Origin of the sequence: Marinobacter suaedae, assembly GCF_030519635.1 — a bacterium.
Lineage (GTDB): Bacteria > Pseudomonadota > Gammaproteobacteria > Pseudomonadales > Oleiphilaceae > Marinobacter > Marinobacter suaedae.
The window spans coordinates 1,525,233-1,547,216 of the sequence record NZ_JAUMIS010000001.1 but is presented as its reverse complement, the minus strand read 5'-3'; the positions used below and the strand labels follow the sequence as shown (position 1 = coordinate 1,547,216).

General features: G+C 58.8%; 21 protein-coding genes. 9 read left to right on the top strand and 12 right to left on the bottom strand.

Features of this window, described 5'->3' with window-relative positions:
• Positions 1-36: 36 nt before the first annotated feature.
• The 5 genes from QVZ43_RS07025 to QVZ43_RS07005 form a co-directional block, all read right to left on the bottom strand.
• On the bottom strand, positions 37-1,074 hold the full coding sequence (locus QVZ43_RS07025; RefSeq protein WP_302909363.1) for a L,D-transpeptidase family protein: 1,038 nt from the start codon (positions 1,072-1,074) through the stop codon (positions 37-39).
• A 54-nt stretch (positions 1,075-1,128) separates the two neighbouring features.
• Positions 1,129-1,698, bottom strand: a complete 570-nt coding sequence (locus QVZ43_RS07020) for a TMEM165/GDT1 family protein (protein ID WP_223795160.1) — start codon at positions 1,696-1,698, stop codon at positions 1,129-1,131.
• A 226-nt stretch (positions 1,699-1,924) separates the two neighbouring features.
• Positions 1,925-3,241, bottom strand: coding sequence for a DHA2 family efflux MFS transporter permease subunit (locus tag QVZ43_RS07015; protein WP_411722684.1), 1,317 nt, complete (start codon positions 3,239-3,241; stop codon positions 1,925-1,927).
• Between the two features lie 78 nt (positions 3,242-3,319).
• Entirely contained in the window at positions 3,320-3,745 is a 426-nt protein-coding gene (locus tag QVZ43_RS07010) for a MarR family transcriptional regulator (RefSeq protein ID WP_302909362.1), read from the bottom strand.
• Positions 3,746-3,901: 156 nt separating this feature from the next.
• Positions 3,902-5,191 (bottom strand): MFS transporter, encoded by a 1,290-nt coding sequence (locus QVZ43_RS07005; RefSeq protein ID WP_223795157.1) that lies wholly within the window; start codon positions 5,189-5,191, stop codon positions 3,902-3,904.
• Between the two features lie 268 nt (positions 5,192-5,459).
• Here QVZ43_RS07005 and QVZ43_RS07000 point away from each other — a divergent pair, with 268 nt between their 5' ends.
• The 3 genes from QVZ43_RS07000 (at position 5,460) to QVZ43_RS06990 (ending at position 9,358) form a co-directional block, all read left to right on the top strand.
• The gene (locus QVZ43_RS07000; RefSeq protein WP_302909361.1) at positions 5,460-6,362 is read left to right on the top strand and encodes a BrxR family helix-turn-helix transcriptional regulator; all 903 of its coding nucleotides are present in this window, start codon (positions 5,460-5,462) and stop codon (positions 6,360-6,362) included.
• Positions 6,363-6,371: 9 nt separating this feature from the next.
• The gene (locus tag QVZ43_RS06995; RefSeq protein ID WP_302909360.1) at positions 6,372-8,117 is read left to right on the top strand and encodes an ExeM/NucH family extracellular endonuclease; all 1,746 of its coding nucleotides are present in this window, start codon (positions 6,372-6,374) and stop codon (positions 8,115-8,117) included.
• Positions 8,118-8,287: 170 nt separating this feature from the next.
• Positions 8,288-9,358, top strand: a complete 1,071-nt coding sequence (locus tag QVZ43_RS06990; RefSeq protein ID WP_302909359.1) for an AraC family transcriptional regulator — start codon at positions 8,288-8,290, stop codon at positions 9,356-9,358.
• Here QVZ43_RS06990 and queE read toward each other — a convergent pair whose 3' ends face one another.
• Together queE and queC are read right to left on the bottom strand one after the other, a co-directional pair.
• The gene (queE, locus tag QVZ43_RS06985) at positions 9,359-10,015 is read right to left on the bottom strand and encodes a 7-carboxy-7-deazaguanine synthase (protein WP_302909358.1); all 657 of its coding nucleotides are present in this window, start codon (positions 10,013-10,015) and stop codon (positions 9,359-9,361) included.
• Positions 10,015-10,680, bottom strand: coding sequence for a 7-cyano-7-deazaguanine synthase QueC (gene queC / locus QVZ43_RS06980; RefSeq protein ID WP_223795152.1), 666 nt, complete (start codon positions 10,678-10,680; stop codon positions 10,015-10,017). Before queC ends, queE begins: the two co-directional genes overlap by 1 nt.
• A gap of 188 nt (positions 10,681-10,868) precedes the next feature.
• Here queC and QVZ43_RS06975 point away from each other — a divergent pair, with 188 nt between their 5' ends.
• Positions 10,869-11,384, top strand: a complete 516-nt coding sequence (locus tag QVZ43_RS06975) for a 3'-5' exonuclease family protein (RefSeq protein WP_223795151.1) — start codon at positions 10,869-10,871, stop codon at positions 11,382-11,384.
• Between the two features lie 512 nt (positions 11,385-11,896).
• Positions 11,897-12,169 carry a hypothetical protein gene (locus tag QVZ43_RS06970; protein ID WP_223795150.1) on the top strand — a complete coding sequence of 91 codons (273 nt, stop codon included), beginning with the start codon at positions 11,897-11,899 and terminating at the stop codon, positions 12,167-12,169.
• A gap of 24 nt (positions 12,170-12,193) precedes the next feature.
• Here the strand turns inward: QVZ43_RS06970 and QVZ43_RS06965 are convergent, their stop codons facing one another.
• The 3 genes from QVZ43_RS06965 to QVZ43_RS06955 are packed head-to-tail and all read right to left on the bottom strand — an operon-like array spanning position 12,194 to position 16,813.
• Entirely contained in the window at positions 12,194-12,607 is a 414-nt protein-coding gene (locus QVZ43_RS06965) for a response regulator (protein WP_223795149.1), read from the bottom strand.
• Between the two features lie 48 nt (positions 12,608-12,655).
• Positions 12,656-13,198, bottom strand: a complete 543-nt coding sequence (locus tag QVZ43_RS06960; RefSeq protein WP_302909357.1) for a hypothetical protein — start codon at positions 13,196-13,198, stop codon at positions 12,656-12,658.
• Between the two features lie 27 nt (positions 13,199-13,225).
• A complete protein-coding gene (locus QVZ43_RS06955; protein ID WP_302909356.1) occupies positions 13,226-16,813 on the bottom strand; it encodes a response regulator in 3,588 nt (1,195 codons plus the stop codon).
• A 78-nt stretch (positions 16,814-16,891) separates the two neighbouring features.
• Between QVZ43_RS06955 and QVZ43_RS06950 the strand changes: the two genes are divergently transcribed.
• Positions 16,892-17,956 carry a hypothetical protein gene (locus tag QVZ43_RS06950; RefSeq protein ID WP_302909355.1) on the top strand — a complete coding sequence of 355 codons (1,065 nt, stop codon included), beginning with the start codon at positions 16,892-16,894 and terminating at the stop codon, positions 17,954-17,956.
• A 16-nt stretch (positions 17,957-17,972) separates the two neighbouring features.
• Here QVZ43_RS06950 and QVZ43_RS06945 read toward each other — a convergent pair whose 3' ends face one another.
• Positions 17,973-18,224 (bottom strand): hypothetical protein, encoded by a 252-nt coding sequence (locus QVZ43_RS06945; protein ID WP_302909354.1) that lies wholly within the window; start codon positions 18,222-18,224, stop codon positions 17,973-17,975.
• A gap of 195 nt (positions 18,225-18,419) precedes the next feature.
• On the opposite strand from QVZ43_RS06945, the gene QVZ43_RS06940 reads away from it, so the two are divergent.
• Positions 18,420-18,764, top strand: coding sequence for a hypothetical protein (locus QVZ43_RS06940; RefSeq protein WP_223795144.1), 345 nt, complete (start codon positions 18,420-18,422; stop codon positions 18,762-18,764).
• Here the strand turns inward: QVZ43_RS06940 and QVZ43_RS06935 are convergent.
• On the bottom strand, positions 18,761-20,053 hold the full coding sequence (locus QVZ43_RS06935; RefSeq protein WP_302909353.1) for a serine hydrolase domain-containing protein: 1,293 nt from the start codon (positions 20,051-20,053) through the stop codon (positions 18,761-18,763). The two genes, QVZ43_RS06940 and QVZ43_RS06935, sit on opposite strands and share 4 nt — an antisense overlap.
• A gap of 233 nt (positions 20,054-20,286) precedes the next feature.
• Here QVZ43_RS06935 and ybaK point away from each other — a divergent pair, with 233 nt between their 5' ends.
• Together ybaK and QVZ43_RS06925 are read left to right on the top strand one after the other, a co-directional pair.
• Positions 20,287-20,757: a Cys-tRNA(Pro) deacylase gene (gene ybaK / locus QVZ43_RS06930; RefSeq protein WP_302909352.1), complete on the top strand. Its 471-nt coding sequence runs from the start codon at positions 20,287-20,289 to the stop codon at positions 20,755-20,757.
• Between the two features lie 3 nt (positions 20,758-20,760).
• Positions 20,761-21,954 (top strand): cation:proton antiporter, encoded by a 1,194-nt coding sequence (locus QVZ43_RS06925; RefSeq protein WP_302909351.1) that lies wholly within the window; start codon positions 20,761-20,763, stop codon positions 21,952-21,954.
• Positions 21,955-21,984 lie beyond the last annotated feature (30 nt).

Here is a 21,984-nt window from a genome sequence, read left to right as displayed (position 1 = left end):
TGTTGAGATAGGGTCCCCCGATCACCGGCCTGCCCGTCAGAAGTATAGCGTTTCCCGGGGATCGCCCGGGGTCCGGGGCTTTTTCTTGCGCTCGTCGGCCACGGTGGCCACCTGCTCGCCAATCATGGTCGGAATGCCATCCGCCTGTTCCACCGCCAGCTCGATGGCGCGGCGCTTGACCTCCACGCCCGGATGCCGGAGGCGGAAGGCTTCCACTTCTTCAGACACCTGGCGCCAGAGTCGATCCCGCTCCTGCTGAGGGTACCCTTCTTCCGGGCGGTGCACTTCCAGCCACACCTCTCCGCCAGACAGACCGATCTTTACCGGGTCGTGGATGACCTGCACCGGGGTGCCTTTGTCTACCTGATAAACGAAACGGGAAATGTCCTCGTTGTACATCCGGAAACAGCCATGGCTGACGGCGGTTCCCACTCCAAACTTTTTATTGGTGCCGTGAATCAGGTAACCCTTTTCACTGAGCAGCAGCGCATGAGTGCCCAGAGGATTATCCGGCCCCGGTGGAATCATCTTGGGCAGGTATTCACCACTGCGCTCGTATTCGGCCCGGATGCTGGCCGGGGGGTACCAGGCCGGAGATTCCAGGCGCATGGTGACCTCTGCGCTGGTCAGCGGCGAGGGGTTTTCTGCCGTGCCCACGCCAACTGGATACACCTGGACCCCATTGTCGGTGAAGTAATACAACCGGTATTCGGCCAGGTTAATCACAATGCCCTCACGGCGGGTTTCCGGTAGCACATACTGACGTGGCAAAGTGATGGTGGTACCTTCACCCGGCAACCAGGGATCCACGTCCGGATTGGCCTTGACCAGTTCCAGGTAACCCAGTGCGTTGCGGATTCCGATGTTAGCGAAGGTGTCTTCGTACCGGGTTGTGAATACATCCAGCCGACCCGCCAGGTCACCGTTCAACTCAAACGTCGGCACCCTGGGGGCGCGGTCATCCGCACTCTCACCGGTACCCTCGGCCTTATCAGCCAACGGCGCACTGGCTGTCGCATAGGCCGCAGGAGCTGCCAGGGCCAGCACGGTCAGGGTCAACACTCTGAACAACATACAATTCTTTTCCACATTCAACAGGTTATCTGTCTTCAGAGACCGTCTCCGGGCTCATGAGTTCATTACCGTGGCGGCCACCGTGACGACCGCCAGGACGACAAACAGCAGGCTCGCACCGATACGTGCCGTCGTCAGTGGCAGCCGCTCCATCAGCCAGCGGCCCGCCATAATAACCGGGATATTCGCTACCAGCATACCCACGGTGGTTCCAATAATGACCCAGACGGTTTCCGTAAAACGCGCCGCCAGTACGACCGTCGCGATCTGGGTCTTGTCGCCAATCTCCGCCAGGAAGAACATGACGGTGGTGGCAGCAAAGGCGCCGAGCCCGAGAAACCGGGAATCGTCGCTGTCGTCCTTGTCGGGAATCAGCAACCATCCCGCAATGGCAATGAAGCTGATCGCCAGTATCCAGGGCAGCCAGGCCTCCGGAATCCATCCGGCAATCCAGGCGCCCAGCCATGCCGATAACGCATGGTTCAGGACCGTGGCCAGCAGTATGCCAAGGATGATGGGCAGGCGCTTGCCATAACGTACGACGAGAAACAGGGATAATAACTGGGTCTTGTCACCGATTTCGGCGATGGCTACTGCAGCCGTCGATGCGAGAAAGGCTTCCATATTGTGCTCCGGGGCGGATAACAGACATGAGGCAGCACATCTTCCGCCCCTCGGAGATGTCCTGCCTCAGGTCTTGCCAATTCCACCGAATTGTCGGTGGGACACGACAGCCATGGAGATTGAGCCCCAAGTGTGTTGACTGCCGTCCGCCATGTACTGAAGCATTATGCGGAGGCTACTCCCCTGAAGGAGGGCAAATTTTAACCACTGCGTAACCGGCACGCAACTAGTCCCGCATCTTCCACACCGGAATCACCGCCAGGGCGACAAAGATGGCCACCAACCACCAGGCCGAGTGGAACGCCGTCAACGTCGGCACACCACCGCTGTGCTCCCCGAATTCAATGGTGAGGGCCACCATATTGACCCCCAGGGCACCGCCCAGCTGACGGGTAAAGTTGATGGTGCTGGAACCGGCACCCAGTTGCTCAGGAGGCAGGGGATTCAGGGCTCCGGTAGACAGTGCCGGCAACATGAAACCAATGCCGACCCGCCCGAGAACGGCCCAGAAGGCCAGCCAGAAGAACGCCAGCTCCAGATCCGACAAGGCAAACAGAACCGCCGAGCTGGCAAACAGGCCGATACCGATGATGACCAGCCGACGGGCGCTCTGCCTGTCGGCCAGTCGGCCAGCGATTGGAAACGTGATGCCAAGCACCACCCCGGCCGGCAGCATCAGCAAGCCGGCTTCCGTGGCCGAGAAGCCCAGCGCCGTCTGCACAAACAGGGGGATCAGATAGGTAGAGCCGAACAGGGCCAGCCCCAACGCCAGCGCACCAAGATTGGCACACAGGAATACCGGTTGTTTCAGCAAGGTCAGACGAGCCAGGGGGTGAGGCGTGCGGCGCTCATGGGCCACAAAGCAGACCAGCAATGTCGCGGAGACCAGCGCCCCGGCCACCACTCTCCACTCCTGGCCGGCCAGATCCTGCAGGCGGTTGAGGGTATCCAGAGTCACCCCAAGGGTTGTGCCCAGCAGTGCAAGACCAGTCAGATCGAACCGGTAGGATTCGGGGCGCCCCTCGGGCAACGGAAGAAAACGCCAGGCCATGAACACACCCAGCAGGGTGACTGGCGCAGGCGCAAACATCACAAAGCGCCAGCTCAGCTGATCGACGAGGAAACCACCCAGCACCGGGCCAAGCGCCGGCGCAAGGATCACCCCCATGCCATAAATGCCCATGGCGCGCCCCCGCTGATCCCGGGGAAAAATCCGGAACACCAGGTACATGCCCATGGGCTGCATCAGGCCGGCCATCGCGCCCTGCGCCACACGGGCAGCAATCAGCTGATCCGGTGACACGGCGAAGCCGCCGGCCACGGAAATGACGGCAAACAGGAACATGGCGCTGGCGAGGGTTTTCCGGATCCCCAGGTGATCCAGCAACCAGGCGGAGGCAAGCATGGTGGTGGTCATGGCCGCAATGAAACCGGTAGCCAGCCAGTGCACCTGGCCCTGACGGATACCAAACTCCAGCATGATGTCGTGCAGGGCCACGTTCACCACGGTGGCGCTGAGCACCGAAGCCATGGTGCCCAACATGACTGTCGCTACCGCCAGCCAGCGCCAGCGGGAACCGTAGCGGGCTATGAGGCCATCAACGGTTTGCTCGCTCAAGGCTTATTTCTGCTTTTCAGCGTTTTCCAGGATCTTGTGAAACACCCTGACAGTGCACTCGATGTCCTCGTCGCTGATGCCTTCCAGCATGTCTTCCCGAAGCTTTTCAGCGCGTTCGGACAGTTCATCCATAAAATCTCGACCAGCCTTGGTGAGATAAAGGCGGCGGGCACGGCGATCGTTCGGGCAAGGGCGACGCTCAATCAGATCCTGCTGTTCCAGGCTGTCCAGCAGCCGAACGAGGGTGGGATTTTCAATCGCCATCAGGGACGCCAACTCTCGCTGGGTCAGTCCTTCACCGCCCTTGGACAGGTACACCATGGTGCTCCATCGGGCCTGGGTCACGCCGAGGTCCTTAAGGCGCTCATCGAGCATCTTGCGCCAGCGGCGGGTTACCCGGGCCACAGCAAAGGGGAATTGGTCTTTCATGGCGTAAACTCCATCATTAAGGCAGACATGGGGTCCGCCGAACACCGCATGGGGCCTTAAAAGCACCCACATGCTCACCATATCGGAAGGCCAATAATAGTATGCTAATCATTCCGATAAAGACAAGTTCAACAACGAACAATCCCGCCTGTCGCGCTAAGGGCTCTCCTGCCGTTGCTCCTGCAGTTTAAGCTCCTCGACCTCATGGGATTCGTGAAATTCGGTGTTCCGCGGATCCATCTCGGTGAGCACCGGCGATGTTTCCGGCATGGCCGGCACATAGTGCTCCTGCGCTTCCACCGGCACGTCTTCGGTATGACTGATCCGATAGCTGGTGATCACACACAGCAAGAACAGGAACCCGGCATTGCCCATAAACAGGCCAGCCGGCCCCAGTACGTTGATCAGCTCTGCCATCACCACAGGGCCAATCACGCTGCCCACGCCATAACTCAGCAATAGGGTGGCGCTGGCAGCGACGATCCGGTTGCTTTCCATGCGGTCGTTCGTGATGGCAACGGCAATGGGGTAGAGAGCAGCCGACAGCCCGATCATCAGCCCAACCGCAAAGGTGAGCAGCCAGAAATTGGCCGCCCCGAAGTAGGCCACCACCCCGGCAGAGCCAGCGGCCGTCATCGCCACCCAGAACATGACCCGACGACGATCGAAATGGTCACAAAGCCGACCCAGCGGCCAGGCAACGATCATGGCTGCCACAATGGCGCTGGCCATGAAGCTGGAGGTCTTGGCCACATCCAGTCCGGTCAGTGTGGCGTACACCGGACCAAGCGCATAGAAACCGCCCACCAGTACCCCGCAAATCAACGCCCCAGCCACGCCGGAGAAGGACTCCCGCGCGAGGGTGAATATCGAAATACGGTGTACCTGCTCGATGATGGGCGCCTCCATTCGGGTGAGGGCCAGGGGCACCAGAGCCAACGTGAGCAGAATAGCGGCCAGCGAGAAGGGCATGAAGTTGGCAGGATCGCTGACATTTACCAGCAACTGGCCACCGGCCGCCGAGAGATAAAAGACAATCTGGTACACCGCAAACAGAGCGCCGCGGTTTTCATTGGTTGCCCGGCTGGAAAACCAGCTTTCGATCACCACCAGAACACCTGCAACACTGAACCCGGACAGAGCCCGGAACAGTCCCCACACAGGCTCATAGATAACCATGGGGTACAGGAGCGCGACCACCGCTGCGACCGCAGCAAAGGCGGCAAACGCCCGGATATGGCCTACCCGTTCAATGATGGTGTGAACGTACAGGGTGCCGAGTACAAAGCCGATCGAGTAACAGACCAGAATCCAGCCGATCACGTCCGGAGAGACCTGCTCAAAGCTAAGGCGAATACCCAAGAGCGTCATCAGAAAGGCATTGCCACTGACCAGCAGGACGATGCTGATGATCAGGGCAGACAGGGAGGCGACCATTCGGGTCATAACCGAAGACTCCGGGCATACCGCGGGGACGGTGAGGAAAAGGTGGCTTTAAGATACTGATTTAAGGACAATATTGTAATTCATATCTGTACCTGACTACCTACTAAGCAGTTCCCGAGATACCTCGGCAATTCTTACAAATCGGCCTGCAGCGACCGCCACCAGTGCATTTAACACTGTTTTACATTAAGGTCACGTAACACACCGGTTTTGTTATAGCGGGTAACATGAAAACAGATATCCATTCTCAACCCTTGAGCGCCTGGTTATGAAAAAGACGGACTGGCCCATCCGCTGGGATTTGCTGCTTCGCTATCGACTGATTGAAACCATTGCCCTGTGGGAAGGTCGTCTAACCACGAACCATATCTGTCATAGCTTTGGCATCGGCCGCCAGCAGGCCTCCAAGGACATCAACACCTACCTGCGAGAACTGGCACCGGATAATCTGGAGTACGACCGCCACCTCAAAGGCTACGTTCCGTCTGACCAGTTCCGGCCGGTGGTCACTCATGGCACCGTCAATGAATACTTTGACCTGCTGGCGCGTCAGCAAACCCTGAGCAGCACCTTTGAATCGCTGAATATCACCCTCCCGGAAAGTACCATACTGCAAGTGCCGGGCCGGGTGATTGAGCCTGAAACCATGCGGGCAGTCATTTATGCCACCCGTCATGGCCGCCAGCTGAAGGCCAGCTATCTGTCCCTCAGCCGGCCGGAACCGGTAGAAAGCTTCCTCGAACCCCATACCGTCGTTTGCACCGGAAACAGCTGGCATGTGCGGGCCTGGTGTCACGCCAACCGGGAGTTCCGGGACTTCGCTCTCCACCGCTTCGTACGGCCACCGGAAGCCCTGCGTCAGCGGGCCAAACAGAGCAGCCAGCAAGACGAGGACTGGAATCGAGAGGTCACCATGGACCTGGTTCCTGACCAGCGCCTCAGCGAAGCCCAGCAGCAGATCATTGCCCGGGATTTCGGCATGGAACACGGGCACCTGCACATCCGCACCCGCGCAGCGCTGGCGGCGTATACACTGTCCGCATTGGGCATTACGCTGGACAGCCAACACCCCGACCCCCTGGTGCAGCAGCTGGAACTGGTTAACCCGGACCAACTCGGCTTTGGCAGCCGGCGCGAGCGTGCACTCAAGGCCGTTGCCGGCCTTAGCTAGAACACCGGTTTGAGCCTGCCTCCCGTGTTCCGACGAACACTTTCTGCGGCTCTGCTCCTCCTTATCCCCATCGGGTCGGTCGCCAGTGAGTGTGGCGCACCGGCCACGCCCATTTCCGAGATTCAGGGCTCAGGCCCCAGCTCGCCCCTGGCAGGCCAAACGGTCACGGTGGAAGGGATACTCACCCTGGACTCGCGGATGACCGGTGGCTGGCGAGGCTTTTACCTTCAGCAGGCGGACCATCAAACCGATGGAGACCCCGGGACCTCTGAAGCCATCTTCGTTTACACCCGGCGTAAAGGTGGCAGAGCAGGCGACCGACTGAGAATTACCGCCTCCGTTAAGGAATACCACGGACTCACCGAACTGGTGGGGGTAAAGCAGCTGAGCAACTGCGGCAAGGAATACCTGCCGGAAGCCATCACGGTAACGCACCCCTGGAGCACGCCACCGGAAGCGCTGGAGAACATGCACATCAGGTTCGATACCCCGCTGGTGGTGGTCGATAACTACCAGCTCGCTCGTTACGGCACCCTTGCTCTGGCCGCCGCTGACGGGATCATCTCCACGGAAGTTTCCACCCCGGACGCTGCCACCAAAGGCAACGCCCAGCGCCTGGTTCTCGACGATGGTCGGGCAACCGAGCATCCCCGACCGATTCCCTGGCCGCCAGGCGGGTTATCGACCACACAGACGATCCGGGCGGGCGATCAGGTAGCGGGGTTGTCCGGTGTGCTGGATTTTCGGTTCGGGGAATGGCGGCTACAGCCGGACAGCGCTCCCGACTTCCAGAAAACGAACCCGAGAACACCCGCCCCCGAACGCCTACGGTCGCCTCACATCCGTGTAATGACCATGAATCTGGGCAATCTGTTTAACGGCAACGGCAAGGGCGATGGATTTCCTGCTTCCCGAGGCGCCCGCTCAAACAAGGACTTTGAGGAACAACAACGTCGCTTGGTCAACGCGCTGACCCAACCGGACCCGGACATTCTCTCGCTCGCCGAGCTGGAGAACGACGGCTACGGCGCGAACAGCTCGGCCAGGGAACTGGCCAGCGCGTTAGGACCGGCCTGGCGCGTTGTGGAAACGCCCGGCGCTGATGGCTCCGATGCCATCCGGACAGCGTTGCTGTACCGGGCCGATCGCGTCCAGCCAGCTGGCAACCCCCGGCGGCTGACGACAGGACCGTTCCACAATCAGGGACGACCACCCATTGCCCAGGTATTCCGCCCCCTCAGTGGTGGTGCAGGCGTACGGGTGGTTTCCGTGCACTTCAAATCCAAAGGCTGTGGGGGCGCCCGGGGAGCCGATCAGGACCAGAAGGATGGCCAGGGCTGCTTCGCCAGCCGACGAACCCGCGAAGCCGAAGCAGTGCTGGACTGGCTGGCCACACAGCGGGATGATGACACCGTCGGAAGCCTGGTGACCGGTGACCTGAACGCCTACGCCAGAGAAACGCCGCTGCAGCGTTTCTACGCTCTTGGCTACACCAGCACGGTGCACGATCGGCATCCCTGCTCGGCGCAGCATTGCCCCTACTACACATTCCGGTTCAAGGGCGCCAGAGGCACTCTGGATTACGCCCTAGCCTCCCCCGGGCTGCAAGCAAGAATTCTCGACGCGCGGGTCTGGATGATTAACGCCGATGAACCTCCCGTCATCGGGTACCAGAGTGACCTCGATCCCAAAACGGCCATTCCGTGGCGAACCTCAGACCATAACCCGGTCATCACCGACATCGGGCTCCATTAAACGCACAACCATACGCTGAAACAGAGACTTATCGCACGGATTGTCGGGCCAGTTGGCCTGACAAGACTTCCATGGCCGTCATCAGAGCCATGGTACAGATGTACGAATACCCCATAATCGGAAAGGTTGAGCAATACCCTGGAAGAGAACTTCACGGACGAGGACACACCATGCAAACCTCAACAGCAACGGCCCCGGATCTTGGGATGCCGGCTATCTACCTGCACCTACTGGCCGAATTACTGGGTACCCTGGGCGTCGACGAGCAGGAGCTTTTACATCGCGTAGGTCTGAACCCACACCGGCTGAACTCCATGGACCTTCGGGTAAGCCAGTCCCAGGCCAGCGAGTTTGTTACCCGGGCCATTATCGAAAGCGGCGAACCCGGTCTGGGTATTATGCTCGCCAGGGAACTGAGGCTGCCCCTGCACGGTACCCTGGGTACGGCCGTCATGAGCAGCCAGACCCTGGCCGAAGCACTGGACCTGATGACCCGCTTTCTCACCCTTCGGGCACCTCAGCTGGAGGTAAGCCGGCTGATCAAAGGCGACAACGCCATCTACCGCGTCCACTGCGCCCGGGATCTGGGTCCGCTGCAAGGCTTCATCCTGGATGCCATGCTCTATGGCTGCGTCTACATGGGCAGCCAGCTGACGGGCACACTCGTGAAAGGCTGTCGCATGGAGCGAAGAGGCCCGGAGCCCGGCTACATCCACCGCTTCCGCCAGCAGATTCCCGTGCCGGTGATCTATGGAGCCAGTGACGATGCGCTGATCATCCCCGTGTCCCAGCTCGATTTACCGATTCGGTTCAGCGACGACCAGTTGGCTGCCGACTCCCGCTCCCAGTGCGAAGTCGCTCTGAAACAGTTAACCGAGGATGCGGGTTTCGCCTGCCGGGTGCGCAGGGTCATTGAAACCAGTCACCCCTTCCCGCCCAAACTGGCCAGGGTTGCCGCCACGCTGTTCGTGTCCGAGCGAACGCTCAAGCGGCGCCTGCAGGAGGAGAGCGTAAGCTTCCAGGCACTGGTGGATCAGGTAAGACTGAAACAGGCCTGCGATCTGCTTGAGAAAACCGGGCTGAACCTCGGCCAGATTGCCGAGACCCTGGGCTACGCCGATGCCGCCAACTTCACCCGGGCCTTCAAGCGCTGGACCGGTATCAGCCCCAGCCAACATCGTAATGAATCGAGAAAGCCCCGACTTCGGGAACCACAGCATCCGGTGGCGGCAGCGCTGTGATCAGTCGATGCCAAGGATCTTGTGCATCTGAAGGGTCAGGCGCCACTGGGGATGGGCCAGGCAGTACTCTGTCGCTTTGCGGGTGCTGCTTTGCTTGACCGGGTCCGCCCCCTGCTCAGGCATGGCCGGTGAGGCCATGGGGGACAGAAAGTAATGGCTGGCCTGGACGTGCTGGAACCGCTCCGGCATGGCCAGCGGCTGGGGATACACCAGTTTCAGCTCGTCACAGGTGTTGATCACCACCGGAGCATCGGCCTTGGGACTTACGCACAGCCAGTCGATGCCTTCCGGAGCGGGCAGTGTGCCATTGGTTTCCACCCCGATCTCGAAGCCTTCTTTATGGAACGCCTCGATCAGCGGCTCATCCAGCTGCAGAAGAGGCTCGCCGCCAGTACACACAACATAAGGACGCCCCGGAGCGTCCGGCCAGAGTTTCCGAATGTGGGCAGCCAGTGCCTCGGGCGTGTCAAACCGTCCACCATTCTGGCCGTCTGTGCCGATGAAATCCGTATCGCAGAAGTTACACACCGCACCAGCACGATCCTTTTCCCTTCCGGTCCAGAGATTGCACTTGCTGAAACGACAGAAAACCGCCGCCCGGCCTGCCTGGGCACCTTCGCCCTGCAGGGTGTAGAACGCCTCTTTTACCCGGTACATCAGACCTGCACCTCATAGGTCAGCGGGTCTTTCACGCCATTAACGGAGAAGGCTTCCAGCCGCTCAACACAGGAACCGCAAACACCACAGGCTTTATCCCGGCCGTTATAGCAGGTCCAGGTCTGGCCGTAGTCCAATCCCAGCTTCAAGCCCTCGGCAAGAATTCCGCCCTTGTCCATCCGCAGGAAGGGCGCCTCAATAGCCACCGGCTGGTAGTTGGCAATACGGCATACCGCGTCCATTTTCTCGACAAACTCCGGACGACAGTCCGGATAAATGGCATGGTCCCCCCCATGGGCGCCATACCAGACGGCGCTGGCCCCCACTGTCACTGCGTAACCGGTGGCCAGGGAGAGCAAAATCATGTTGCGGTTGGGAACCACCGTCGACTTCATGCTCTCTTCTTCGTAGTGCCCTTCCGGCACATCGCGGTCATAAGTCAGTGCCGATCCGGACATGACCTCGCCCATGGCACGAATATCAATGACCTTATGGGGAATTGCCAGGGCTTCGCACACCGACCGGGCACACTCCAGCTCACGTACATGACGCTGACCGTAATTGAACGACAGGGCATAGACCTGGTAACCCCGGGCGCGAGCCCGGTGCAGCAATGTGAAGGAGTCCATGCCTCCGGAATAGATAACGACCACAGAATCGGTCATTCGGTAACCCCATATGGTAACAGTTGAACTTCAGTGGCTTACTGCCACCCCCCTGAAACACAGGGTTGTCATCAAGCCTTTACATTCAAAGGACAGATTGTAACAGCGCCGGACCCGACATGGTTCGCCTAACCGGTCCAGTACCGGTAAACTCGTCCAAAAAATAATGCATCAACTACACTGAGCCAATGATTAATAGCACCTGCCCGGCATTCATCGATTTCGAGGCCTCCAGCCTCGACCTGATCGCGAGCTACCCCATCGAGGTCGGAATCTGCATGCCGGACGGCACACTCCATAGCTGGCTCATCACCCCCCATGTTCTGTGGAAGGACTGGTCCGAGAGCGCAGAAGGCATTCATGGCATATCCCGCACGCTGCTTGATGCCGAAGGAATCGCCGTGCGCGAGGTTGCTCATCAGCTCAACGGCATGCTGCCGTCCCAGGTGTTCTGTGATGCCTGGACGTTCGACAGTTTCTGGCTGCACCGACTGTTCAAAGCCGCACGGGTACAACCGGCTTTTCAGCTGGAGTCGATCTCCTCACTGCTCAACCCGGCTCAGGTCCGCGAATGGTCAACGGTGCGCCAGGGTGTGATCGCAGATCTGGGCCTCCCCGTGCACAGAGCCGCCAACGATGCGCTGATCCTGCACAAGACCTGGCAGCAAATTCAGCTGCTCGGTTCATCGACGAGTGCGAGCTGATCCCGCCAGCGTCCCCTCCCCAATTCACGTTGCGGTTAATCTCTCCTGGAGTCGGGAGTCCCTGACTTTTCTGCGGGCAAAAAAAACGCAGCCAAAAGGCTGCGTCAAAAAAAGGAGAGATCCATTGGGTTCCCAGCGCGGCGGGAACCTAGGATTGCACAACGTAAAAACACGTGACGATGCGAATTATGGCTCTGAGCCCTTGGTACGTCTGTACGGGTTTGCCGAAGCCGGCACCCTATTGCAAAGCGTCCATAACCCGATACACTGAGCTACAACCAAACCCAAGGGATACATGACCAGATGATTTTGAAAGCCCGACTCAATACCACTGCAGTCTGCCTGCGAGCGCAGTCTGTTCAGCTGATGGTAAACGATTCATAACGGCTTTCGGTCAGTCCCGGGAGCCTTCTGAGCGACCGGGGCCGCTTCTCTGCTAACCCCCGGTCGCCTTTTGGCACCGGGGGTTTGTGTTTTTTGCAGCCGCAAAACAATAGTAGGGAGAAAACGTCATGAGAAGACATTCAACACGGCCCGCTACCAAGACCGCACCCAAGAGTGGAACTGGCCCGCTCAAGCGGCCGGAAAAACTGCCGCTACTGGATGCCATTTGCCGAAAACTGAACCAACGGGTCAATCTGGACGACGAACAGCGTGTCCTGGGTGTGTATGAGCGGGGCTGGATTTTCAAAGGCGTTCTGGGCAATCTGGATGGCGCCGAGGCGCGCTACGTTCGCGCACTCGCTGCCCGTTACAATTCCTGGATAGCCCGACAGGTAGCCTGAGAGGAAAACTGCGGGCCTGTCCGGTCAGTGTTGCCGGCTCAGGCCCTGCAGGGCTTGAACCTCCGCGCCGTGAACCATCACGTAATTGTTCACCACATCAAACACTTTTTCCTGAGAGTAGGGCTTGACCACGTAGCCGTTGGCACCGGCGCCGATTGCCCGCTGAATGCTGTCGATGGAGTCGTCCGCCGTCACCAGAACCACGTACTGCTCATCGCGAATCGTCTTGAACTCCTGCATCAATTCATGGCCATCGCCATCCGGCAATCCCAGATCCAGAAGAATAATCTGAAACTCCTGATCGGCGAAGGCGGCGCGGGCTGACGCCGCGTTCGCGCAGCCGACGACCTGGGTTGCACCGGCCTGGTACAGCATGTCGATCAGACGCTCCTGCATAATCGGTTCGTCCTCAACCACCAGTACTCTGATCTCACTCATCGACTGCCTCCTGCCAAAGGTCCAAATACAGTCATTGTATTACTCCGGTTACAGTGCTTCGTTGCCCGTCCGACGGGGTAAATCCAGGGGCTCCGGTCGTGCCCGGGTGGCCGGTGGTACATCCTGGACCGTCCTGGTCTCGGAAGACGCCTCAGCATCGCCCCTGATCAGGATGTTGCTGATTCCCACCGCCGTGGAATACAAGGCAATGGCCAGAATCAACAGAACGGGCTGGATAAACGCGACGAAGCCCGGCACTTCCACGCTGCCAAGTATACTCAGGATCAGGATCATTGCGGGCCCCAGAACCGTGAACAGGGTCAAGGCAATAAAAAAGACAATCCGCTCCTTGTAGGGCCCCAGCTCCCGGTTACTGACCAGGCCAAGAACAAACTTGCCGATGGCAAGGCCCGCGAGAATGGCGGCAGCAATACTCAAATCCGGTCGTAACAGGGTTTCGTAGAGTCGGCCATCCCACAGCCGCTGCATGAGAATGACCAGGAACGGGAAGAGTACAAACAATACATCGGCGTAAGTCCCATACATCATGCTCAGGGAATGACGCTCCTTGTGGTACGGGTTGTCAGTCATGACTTCTCTCCAACCTTACTTTCTCGGTTAATCCCTAATCGAGGATTCAGAGGCCGCACGGGCCTGATCAATCAACTCCACCAGGCTATCCAGCTCTGTTCGTACGCGCTGCCAGTCCGGAGACTCAGCCTTCAGCAGGCCCTCGATCATGCCGGCCTGGCGGGTCATCCGGGGATATCCCATGGCACCGGCGGTGCCCTTGATCTGATGGACCAGGGACCGAAGAGCCAGGGCATCTCCGGTGGCAAAGGCCTGCTCCATCTGATCCCGATGCCCCGCCAGGCTCCGCCGGAACTTCCGGACCAGGTGCTTGATGTCTTGATCTTCCGACACCCGCCCGTGCTGACTTTTTGCCGGTGGCAAATAGCGCTCCAGAAGAGCCAGCAAATGGCCCTGCTCAACGGGTTTGTTCAGCGCCGCCTCACACCCCGCTTCGATAAGCGCATCAATTTCCTTCCGGTCACCGGCGGTAAACGCCACAATCGGCCGGCGGAAACCCGCCTGACGCAGCAAGCGGGTGGCCGCTACACCATCCATGTCGGGCATGTGACGGTCCATCAGAATCAGTTGAACTGAGTCGGACAAGGCACGACGCACGGCTTCCTCTCCACTCGACACAGTGGTCACACCAAGGCCCTGACGTTTGAGCAAGCGCTCCATCAACTGGCGATTCTGTTCGTTGTCCTCGGCCACCAGTACCTGACCCTTGAACTTCGGTTCCAGAGGTTCCACCGTGTCAGCATGCACATGGAGATAACGCGCCAGTACCTCGTAGAAACGCTGTTTGTCGATCGGTTTGGCCAGATGCTCGTTGCAGCCGGCAAGCTTGTAATCCGCGATATCCTCGGCCATCACGTTGGCGGTCAGGGCGATGACCGGGGTATTGTTACCCGCTTCCCGCAGCGCGGCTGTGGCATCGCGACCGTTCATGACCGGCATCTGAATATCCATCAAAATCAGATCGAACTCTTGCCGCAACGCCAGTTCCAGCGCTTCCGCGCCATTGCCCACATGCACCAGCTCAGCCCCGGTTCGGGCCACCAGCAGCGACACAAGGCGCCGATTCACCTCGTTGTCTTCAGCGCACAGGATGCGGCCGGACAGCTTCGGCGCCATCACCATCGGCAGATTACGCCGACGCTGGCTGAGCTCAGAAGCATCCCGCAGGAAGTGCACATCCGCCAGGGAACCGGTGCAAATCGACACCTCAAACTCACTGCCCTCACCGTAGGTACTGCTGACCGTGATGGTGCCGCCAAGCAGTTCCGCCAGACGACGGGAAATACTCAGCCCAAGACCGGTTCCACCATACTGACGGGAGATGGACGCACTGCCCTGGGCGAAAGGATCGAACAATCGCTCGAATTGCTCTGGCTTCATACCAATGCCGGTATCAACGATCGTAGCGATCAACCGCTCGCCCGGCCCATCGCAACGCACAATCAGGGAGATGGAACCCTTTTCCGTAAATTTCAGCGCATTTCCGCATAGATTAATGATGATCTGGCGCAATCGTGTGGGGTCGGTACGGATTTTCTCGGGCAGTGGGTACTCGCAAATAATCGAGAAATCGAGCCCTTTCTCCTTGGCCCGCGGCGCAAAAAAGGCGCGGATTTCGTCCAGCAACTCGGGCAGGTGCACGGAAACTATATCCACACTGAGCTTGTTGGCGTCGATCTTGGAATGGTCAAGAATGTCGTTCACCAGATCCAGCAGATGTCGACCGCTGCTTACTACGGTTTCCGCACTGGTCTTCTTCTCCGATTCACTCAGCCGGGGATCCAACAGGGTTTCGCCATAACCGATGATGGCAGCAAGAGGGGTGCGGATTTCATGGCTCATGTTGGCGAGAAACTGACTTTTGGCCTGCGCCGAGTTGCGGGCAAGATCCTTCTCCAACCGCTCCTGTTCCCGTTCGCGCTCGATCCGCCGGCGCTGGTGGGTTTCAGTCAGGTCAATGCAGGTGCCTTCCAGATACAGCGGCTCACCATCGGAATCGTAGACCGTGTGCAGTGACAGGTTGGCCCATCGCTCCTCGCCATCGCGGTTCAGATACCGGGCCTCAATACCTTTGGCAGCACCCGTGCTTTCCAGCAGTTCAATGACCCGGCGCCTTAGCTCGTCATCGGCAATACAGCTTTCCAGTACATCCGGATTGCGCTCAAGCAATTCCTCGTTGCTGGCATACCCCATCAAGTCGGCCATGGCGGGATTCGCTGTCAGCAGGCGGCGGTCCGGGGACATCTGGAACACGCCTTCAATGGCGTTATCAAACAGCGACTGGTAGCGCTTGAGGTTAGAGAGCGCCCGGCGACTCCAGTCCAGGGCTTCGCCCTGAACCTGCTTGATCTGGTCGGCGAGGGCAAAAGAAAACAGGATCACCTGGGCAACCACGCCGATTTGCAGGGAATAGTTGGTAAGCGGGTTCAGGGGCAAAACCCCCATCACCGTCAACGCATAAACACCGAAGCCAATCAGCGCCATGGTCCAGGCAAAGAAGTAGGATTTCGCCGCCGGATTGTAATAGCGCCAGGAAACGTAACTCACCACGATCATGGTCAGGCTGATCAGGATGGAGCCGATCACACTCCATTCCATCGCCACCTGATACGGCATGAAGAAACACAGTACAAAAGTGACGGCCACGACCCACAAACTGACCTTGATAACCGAGTCTAGGTGAGGGGAACGCTCCTTCGTTTCCAGCAGGTGACGTGCCATCAGGGATCCCCAGAGCCAGATCGCAATAATCTGGAAATGCAGGTATTCCTTGCTCAACAGGGCGGGACGGCTCTCCAGCAACTGGATTCCGTGAACCTGTTCGGTGACGATGAAAATACCGGCCGATACCAGGTACAGTACGTAGTAGATGATACTGCGCTCACGGACCGACACGGCAACAAACAGGTTGTAGGCCAGGATGGCGAAAATCGCCCCCAGCAGAACACCCCGGAAGGCTTCGTCGATGGAGATCTTCTCGATGTAGCTGTCCGGATGCCAGAGACTCAGCGGAAGTCGAAAGGTGTTGGTATTGGTGATTCGGAGATACACGGAGGTGACCACCCCCGGATCCAGATCCAGACGGAAGGTTGGGTTGGGGACGGCCAAATCTCGCTCGGACCAGTTATCCCGGTATCCGGCCCGGGCCTGCTGTAGCAGTTCACCATCCCGCACCAGAAACAGGCGGACATCGTCCACCAGCGGCAACGCCAGCTCCAGAATCCAGTTGCTCCCTGCGGCGGTGCCCACTGGCCGCATGTCCAGGCGAACCCAGTAAGCGGAATCGGTATAGCCGAAATTCAGCGTGCCGCCATCGTGCAGGTTAAAAGCCCGGAGCCCGCGATCCTTGATATCAAAGAAGGCCATGCTCTGGTCCGGATCTTCGAGGTACCAGAGACAACCACCGAGGTCCTGGACGCTGCTGGTTCCGCTGCCGAGAATCAGCATTCCATCACGGCAAGGAGTCTGGCTTGCCTGCACTGGGGACAGCAAGGCCGACAGGAAAAACAAAAGCAGTAGCGTGCGGATAACTGCTGTGAGTGCTGGCGAACACCGGTGCCGCAAAATGTGATCTCCGCGAGGGCAGATGCCTGTTTTATGATTTATTGTCAGCATTCGATCCTGGGAACAACATCCCACTAAATTAGTACTTTAGTCCTAAAACCCTGGTAGCGCACCTCAAGGCTTTTCGAAATGAGACATTCCTGCATTTTCGTGGCGGTTGCCGCCGGAACACTCAGCCTTGCGGGCTGCGGACTCGAATCGTCCGGATCTTCATCCTTCAATCCAGCCATCAATGTCAGTCTCGGTTTTTCCTCGTTCACCCTGACAGAGGCGATGGACACCACCCTTTTCAACGACCTTTATCAAGCCGTCGAAGCCGACCCGGCCGATCCAGATTTCTCGGATGCTCAACGGGTGGCCGAAAACCTCCGTGAGGAACTGTCGGTTTTTCTGAACCTTGGGCTGTCGGAAGATAAGTCGACCATCACAACGGTCAGGAATCCCCTGGATCTGATGCGCAGAGTTATCGGTGAGGACGAGGTTACAAGCTTTACTGAGGCCAGGCAGTACATCAGTGAAAAGATTGACGCCCAAGAAGTCGGAATCTACGACACCACCACCAACGGCGTCTCAGTCCAGTTCACGGATCAGGGCGCTGCTGAGGCAGGGGCGGAACTGACTGACTATTTCTGGGTATACCCTACGGTCAAGTGGGTTCACACCCCCGACACCACCGGCAACGTCATTCGAACTCTGGTCTGGGTCGCTGCCGGAACCTTTCCGGAAAACAGCACCCGCCCGAGTGCAGCGCTGGGCACCGAGTTCCTGGGCAGGGATTTCGCAACCGCCGGCTACAATGATGAAGCCCGGATTGTCACTGAAGGTACGGTGGTGATTGAGGGCGAGCGGGAAATGAGCTTTTCGCGAACCTACACCGGCTTACAAGCTGACACCGTCATCATTGACGGCACCCGGATTGGAACCAGTGAAGTTCCAGAGGATCCTGACAAGCCCAGCGGAACCAAAGAGGGCGCCAAATTCAGCTTTGCCGGCCAGCCTGAGGACATCTCCTGCCTGAAGTTCGAAATGGACTACTCGGTGCCCGAGGTAAGAATCTATACATCGAGCGGGGAGGCACCCAGGCTCGCCAATCCGGAAAGTCCTGATGAGACAATAACCAATCCGGATTATTGCACCAATCTGGAATCACCGACCTTCAAGTACTCATCGGCGCCCACAGGCTTGCGATCCTGACCCACGAACGGGCCGATCACCACAGGGGCCGGTCTGTCAGTAACGCGGTTTCCAGAAACCCTTTCTTACGATTAATCATCCGCTGGAAGGCGGAAATCATGATCTCGGCGTGGGGCGCCCGGTTCAGACGAAGCGTCTCGATGCGACGCTCCAGGTGCTCGACTTCGGAGCAGACCTTCTGTTGAACGTGATCCCGAACGCTGTCGTGATGGTCCAGCATTACCGGGCGGTCCGAATAGGCACTGCAGTTCTCAACAGGCTTGTCCATATGGCCTCTCATCCAATGAGTCGTGGTTGTCCATTGACCATGGTCGAATTCTGCACACCTGACGGACAAAGCGCAATAAAAATGAATGTAGTTTCATTTTTATCGAGAGGCGTGTCACAGGTCATTGTTCATTTAACGCCAGATCCACTGCTATAGTTCCAATTAACAAACACTTATCGGCGGCCCGGAACCACCATGACCCAGACGTCTGTTGCCCACACCCTGCGCGAATACCTCTCCCTGCTTGAACTGCTGGACGATGCCTACTGGGAAGCTGGCAGCATCCGCCACAAGGACATGGTGTATGACATCATCAGCATCTTTCATCAGGAAGTGGCGGAAATGAACAAGCTCAGTGTTCAGGATCATCACTACCCCTACGAGATGATCACCGAAGGAATCCGACGGGTGGTTCCGAAACTGGAATACCTGGATGAAAACCGTGAGGACGTGATTCAGAGGACCCAGACACTGACGGACTTCCGGGATGTGGCGTCGTCAGTGCTGGGCATACTCGAGGCACAGCTGAGATCGGTTTAACTGGCCGTCATGGCGAGCGGCCGCTGCGCCTCTGGAATAATGGGAAACTGATTGCAAACAGTGTAAACAAACCTGGCCAGTGCCGGCAGGTGGTGACCCACAATGGATATGCCGGTATTCACCAGGGACACGGATATATCCCGCGCCGGATCGGCCCAGCAGAGTTTGTTGATCAGCCCGATATGGCCAAAGGCATAGCGGCTCTGGGGCCCCCACAACCCCACCGGATTACCCCCGAGCATCAGGCCCGCGCTGAATCTCATCGGGATCATCATGGTCCGGTCGATCTGCAGCGACCCATATTGCTGAACGGCCCGATGTACGGTGGCTTCACTGCAGATTCGTTTACCGTTCCAAACCCCGCCGTTGAGCATCATCTGGAAGAAACGCCCCATCTCCTCGGCAGTACCACACAGATTGCCAGCCGGAATCACCGCCTCCTGAAAACGGGGATCATTGGACACCCTCTCCACCGTATTGATATCCGCGCCCAGTGCGCGCCGAATGACCCAGGACACCGGAAATCGCGGCGTCGGCCCGGTGGCGTAGTTGGAAGCCAGATCGTTCAGGTGCTCAGGTTCAATGCCGTAGGTAAACCATCTCATACCCATCGGCTGGCGCAGGTGGACATCCAGGAAGTGCTCAATGCTCTGGCCAGTAACTTTCTCCAGCACTCGTTGCAGCACGAACCCGCCCGTGATGGCGTGGTAGGCCACCTTGGCACCGTCCACTTCCACCGGCCGGGCTTCACACAGCAGGCGCCAGACTTCATCGCGATCCCACAACACGTCAATGGGGGTATCCGTGCGCAGGGCGGGAATACCGCCGCGATGGGATAACACCTGATGCAGGGTAATGGTGCGCTTGCCGTTCTGGGCGAACTCCGGGCAGTAGTAAGACACCGGGTCCATCAGGTTCACCAGACCCTGTTCGGCCAATATGTGCATCAGTAGAGCCGTCACCGCCTTGGAGGCAGAAAAGAAGCAGACCGGTGTCTCGGTAGTCATCGGTACCGTGGGTCCGTTGGCCGGGTCATGGGGGCCATTGCCATGGGCGTGCCCGATGGCCCGATGAAGGATTTGCTCGCCTTTGTGGCGCAGGGACAGCTGCATGCCGGGATGGACGCCGGTGCGGTAGAGGCATTCCACGCTGTGCCAGATTGCTTCCGCCGTTTCACTGCTGACACCTACGGCTTCCGGCTTTTCACCCGCCACATCACGAACGGTGACGGAGGACAGGTCCTTGGGTATCCGGCTGCTGTGCAGGACATGGCGAGCAATTCGATTCATCCGATAAACCTTCTTCAAGCATACGTTGGGCCCAGTGTCGTCACTGAGCCCGTGAGGGTCATTGGCCACAGGCAGGTACTGTGGCTGTCAGCCAGTCCAACACCTGACGACCATAGGTAGCCATTATGAACAGACACACCTTTCGGTACCAGAGACTAGCGAAACGGTCTGCTGTGGCTGCGGACTGTGTTAAGTTTTAGGCATTCAAGAACAAAAAGGACAAGGAACTCACCATGACCCCCGGCATCAACGCGCTCAAGAAGGCAGGTGTGGCCTTCAGGGTGCATGAATACGAACATGATCCCGACAGCCAGAGTTATGGCCTTGAAGCCGCCCAAAAGATGAACGTGGAGCCTGCCCGTGTATTCAAAACCCTGGTGGTTCTGGTTGACGGAAAGTCGATGGCCGTTGGCATCGTGCCGGTAAAGGCCCAACTCAGCTTGAAACAGATAGCGAAGGCGACGTCGGGAAAAAAAGCCACCATGGCGGATCCAAAGGCGGTAGAACGAAGCACCGGCTATATACTCGGTGGGGTAAGCCCTCTCGGCCAGAAACGCCCCCTGAAAACGTTTATCGATCAGTCGGCCGAAAGCTTCGAGACCATCTTTGTCAGTGCAGGGCGCCGGGGACTGGAAATTGAATTGTCACCACAGGATCTGGGCGCACTCCTGAACGCAGCCTTCGTCCCGTTGCAGCAGGAGTAAACCGTGGAACACACCCAGGACCTGCTCCTGATCGGGGGCATCATGTTGCTGGCTCTGGGCGCCCACACCCTCGGCCAGCGACTGCATGTTCCCAGGGTCACGCTGCTGATCCTGGTCGGCGCGCTGGCCGGCCCGGAAGTGCTGGATCTGGTGCCAGCGTCGATCAGCGACAACTTCCCTCTGGTGACCGAACTCACCCTGGCCATGGTGGGCTTCCTGCTCGGCGAACGGATGTCGGTCCGGGATCTGAAGCAGGGCCGGGAAGCCATTATTGTCAGCCTCGCGGTCACGCTGGTCACCGCGGGGCTGATCTTTGTCGCGATCTGGGCCGTCACCGGTGAGCTTCTGGCCGCACTGATCCTGGCCGCCATTGCCACCGCCACCGATCCCGCAGCAACCCTGGATGTGGTTCGACAAACCCGGGCCAGGGGGCCGCTCACTCGCCTGGTCACCCAGGTGGTGGCCATTGATGATGCCTGGGGGGCACTGCTGTTCAGCGTATTGCTGGTGTTCGCCATGCTGGTTTCCGGCAACGGCGCAGACGTGACCGGAACGGCGCTGCACGGATTGTACGAAGTGGCGGGCGCGATTATTCTGGGTGCCATTCTGGGTCTGCCCATGGGGTGGTTAACCGGCCGACTCAAACCCGGCGAGCCCATGTTGCTGGAATCCGCGGGTTTCGTATTTCTTGCCGCCGGCCTGGCCGGCGCCCTGGAAGTGTCCTACCTGCTGACCTGCATGACACTGGGGGTCACAGTGGCGAATGTGGCCAGCCACCATGTACGCCCGTTTCGCTCGATCGAGGGCATCATCGAGCCCTTCCTTGCCATGTTTTTCTTTCTTGCCGGCTTCCGGCTGGATTGGTCTGTGCTGCCAACCGTGGGCGGCATTGGCATGGCGTATATCATCGTGCGAATCATCGGACGCGTGGCGGGTGGCTTTGCGGGTGGGGTGCTGGCCGGCTCAGACCCGAGGGTCCGCTTTCATTCCGGCGCGTGCCTGCTGCCCCAGGCGGGGGTGGCCATGGGGCTGGCACTGGTCGCCTCAGATCGCATTCCTGAACTCACCTACCTGGTCCCCCTGGTTATTGCTTCCACCGTGTTGTTCGAACTCATTGGCCCGCCGGTCACCATGCACCAGCTCAAGCAGGCAGGCGAAATTCGCCGGCACCGGGGCCACAAGCGCAAAACCCCATAAAAAAACCGGAGAGCCCCTGCGGACTCCCCG

Excerpts from the sequence above, each read along its gene's own strand:
- QVZ43_RS06940 (WP_223795144.1), top strand. The coding sequence starts at position 18,420 with ATGACCCAGACGTCTGTTGCCCACACCCTGCGCGAATACCTCTCCCTG.
- QVZ43_RS06955 (WP_302909356.1), bottom strand. The coding sequence starts at position 16,813 with ATGCTGACAATAAATCATAAAACAGGCATCTGCCCTCGCGGAGATCAC.
- QVZ43_RS07015 (WP_411722684.1), bottom strand. The coding sequence starts at position 3,241 with ATGTTGGGCACCATGGCTTCGGTGCTCAGCGCCACCGTGGTGAACGTG.
- QVZ43_RS06950 (WP_302909355.1), top strand. The coding sequence starts at position 16,892 with ATGAGACATTCCTGCATTTTCGTGGCGGTTGCCGCCGGAACACTCAGC.
- QVZ43_RS06970 (WP_223795150.1), top strand. The coding sequence starts at position 11,897 with ATGAGAAGACATTCAACACGGCCCGCTACCAAGACCGCACCCAAGAGT.
- QVZ43_RS06975 (WP_223795151.1), top strand. The coding sequence starts at position 10,869 with ATGATTAATAGCACCTGCCCGGCATTCATCGATTTCGAGGCCTCCAGC.
- QVZ43_RS07005 (WP_223795157.1), bottom strand. The coding sequence starts at position 5,191 with ATGACCCGAATGGTCGCCTCCCTGTCTGCCCTGATCATCAGCATCGTC.
- queE (WP_302909358.1), bottom strand. The coding sequence starts at position 10,015 with ATGTACCGGGTAAAAGAGGCGTTCTACACCCTGCAGGGCGAAGGTGCC.
- QVZ43_RS06935 (WP_302909353.1), bottom strand. The coding sequence starts at position 20,053 with ATGAATCGAATTGCTCGCCATGTCCTGCACAGCAGCCGGATACCCAAG.
- QVZ43_RS06945 (WP_302909354.1), bottom strand. The coding sequence starts at position 18,224 with ATGGACAAGCCTGTTGAGAACTGCAGTGCCTATTCGGACCGCCCGGTA.
- QVZ43_RS06990 (WP_302909359.1), top strand. The coding sequence starts at position 8,288 with ATGCAAACCTCAACAGCAACGGCCCCGGATCTTGGGATGCCGGCTATC.
- QVZ43_RS07020 (WP_223795160.1), bottom strand. The coding sequence starts at position 1,698 with ATGGAAGCCTTTCTCGCATCGACGGCTGCAGTAGCCATCGCCGAAATC.
- queC (WP_223795152.1), bottom strand. The coding sequence starts at position 10,680 with ATGACCGATTCTGTGGTCGTTATCTATTCCGGAGGCATGGACTCCTTC.
- QVZ43_RS06960 (WP_302909357.1), bottom strand. The coding sequence starts at position 13,198 with ATGACTGACAACCCGTACCACAAGGAGCGTCATTCCCTGAGCATGATG.
- QVZ43_RS07025 (WP_302909363.1), bottom strand. The coding sequence starts at position 1,074 with ATGTTGTTCAGAGTGTTGACCCTGACCGTGCTGGCCCTGGCAGCTCCT.
- QVZ43_RS07010 (WP_302909362.1), bottom strand. The coding sequence starts at position 3,745 with ATGAAAGACCAATTCCCCTTTGCTGTGGCCCGGGTAACCCGCCGCTGG.
- QVZ43_RS06965 (WP_223795149.1), bottom strand. The coding sequence starts at position 12,607 with ATGAGTGAGATCAGAGTACTGGTGGTTGAGGACGAACCGATTATGCAG.
- QVZ43_RS07000 (WP_302909361.1), top strand. The coding sequence starts at position 5,460 with ATGAAAAAGACGGACTGGCCCATCCGCTGGGATTTGCTGCTTCGCTAT.
- ybaK (WP_302909352.1), top strand. The coding sequence starts at position 20,287 with ATGACCCCCGGCATCAACGCGCTCAAGAAGGCAGGTGTGGCCTTCAGG.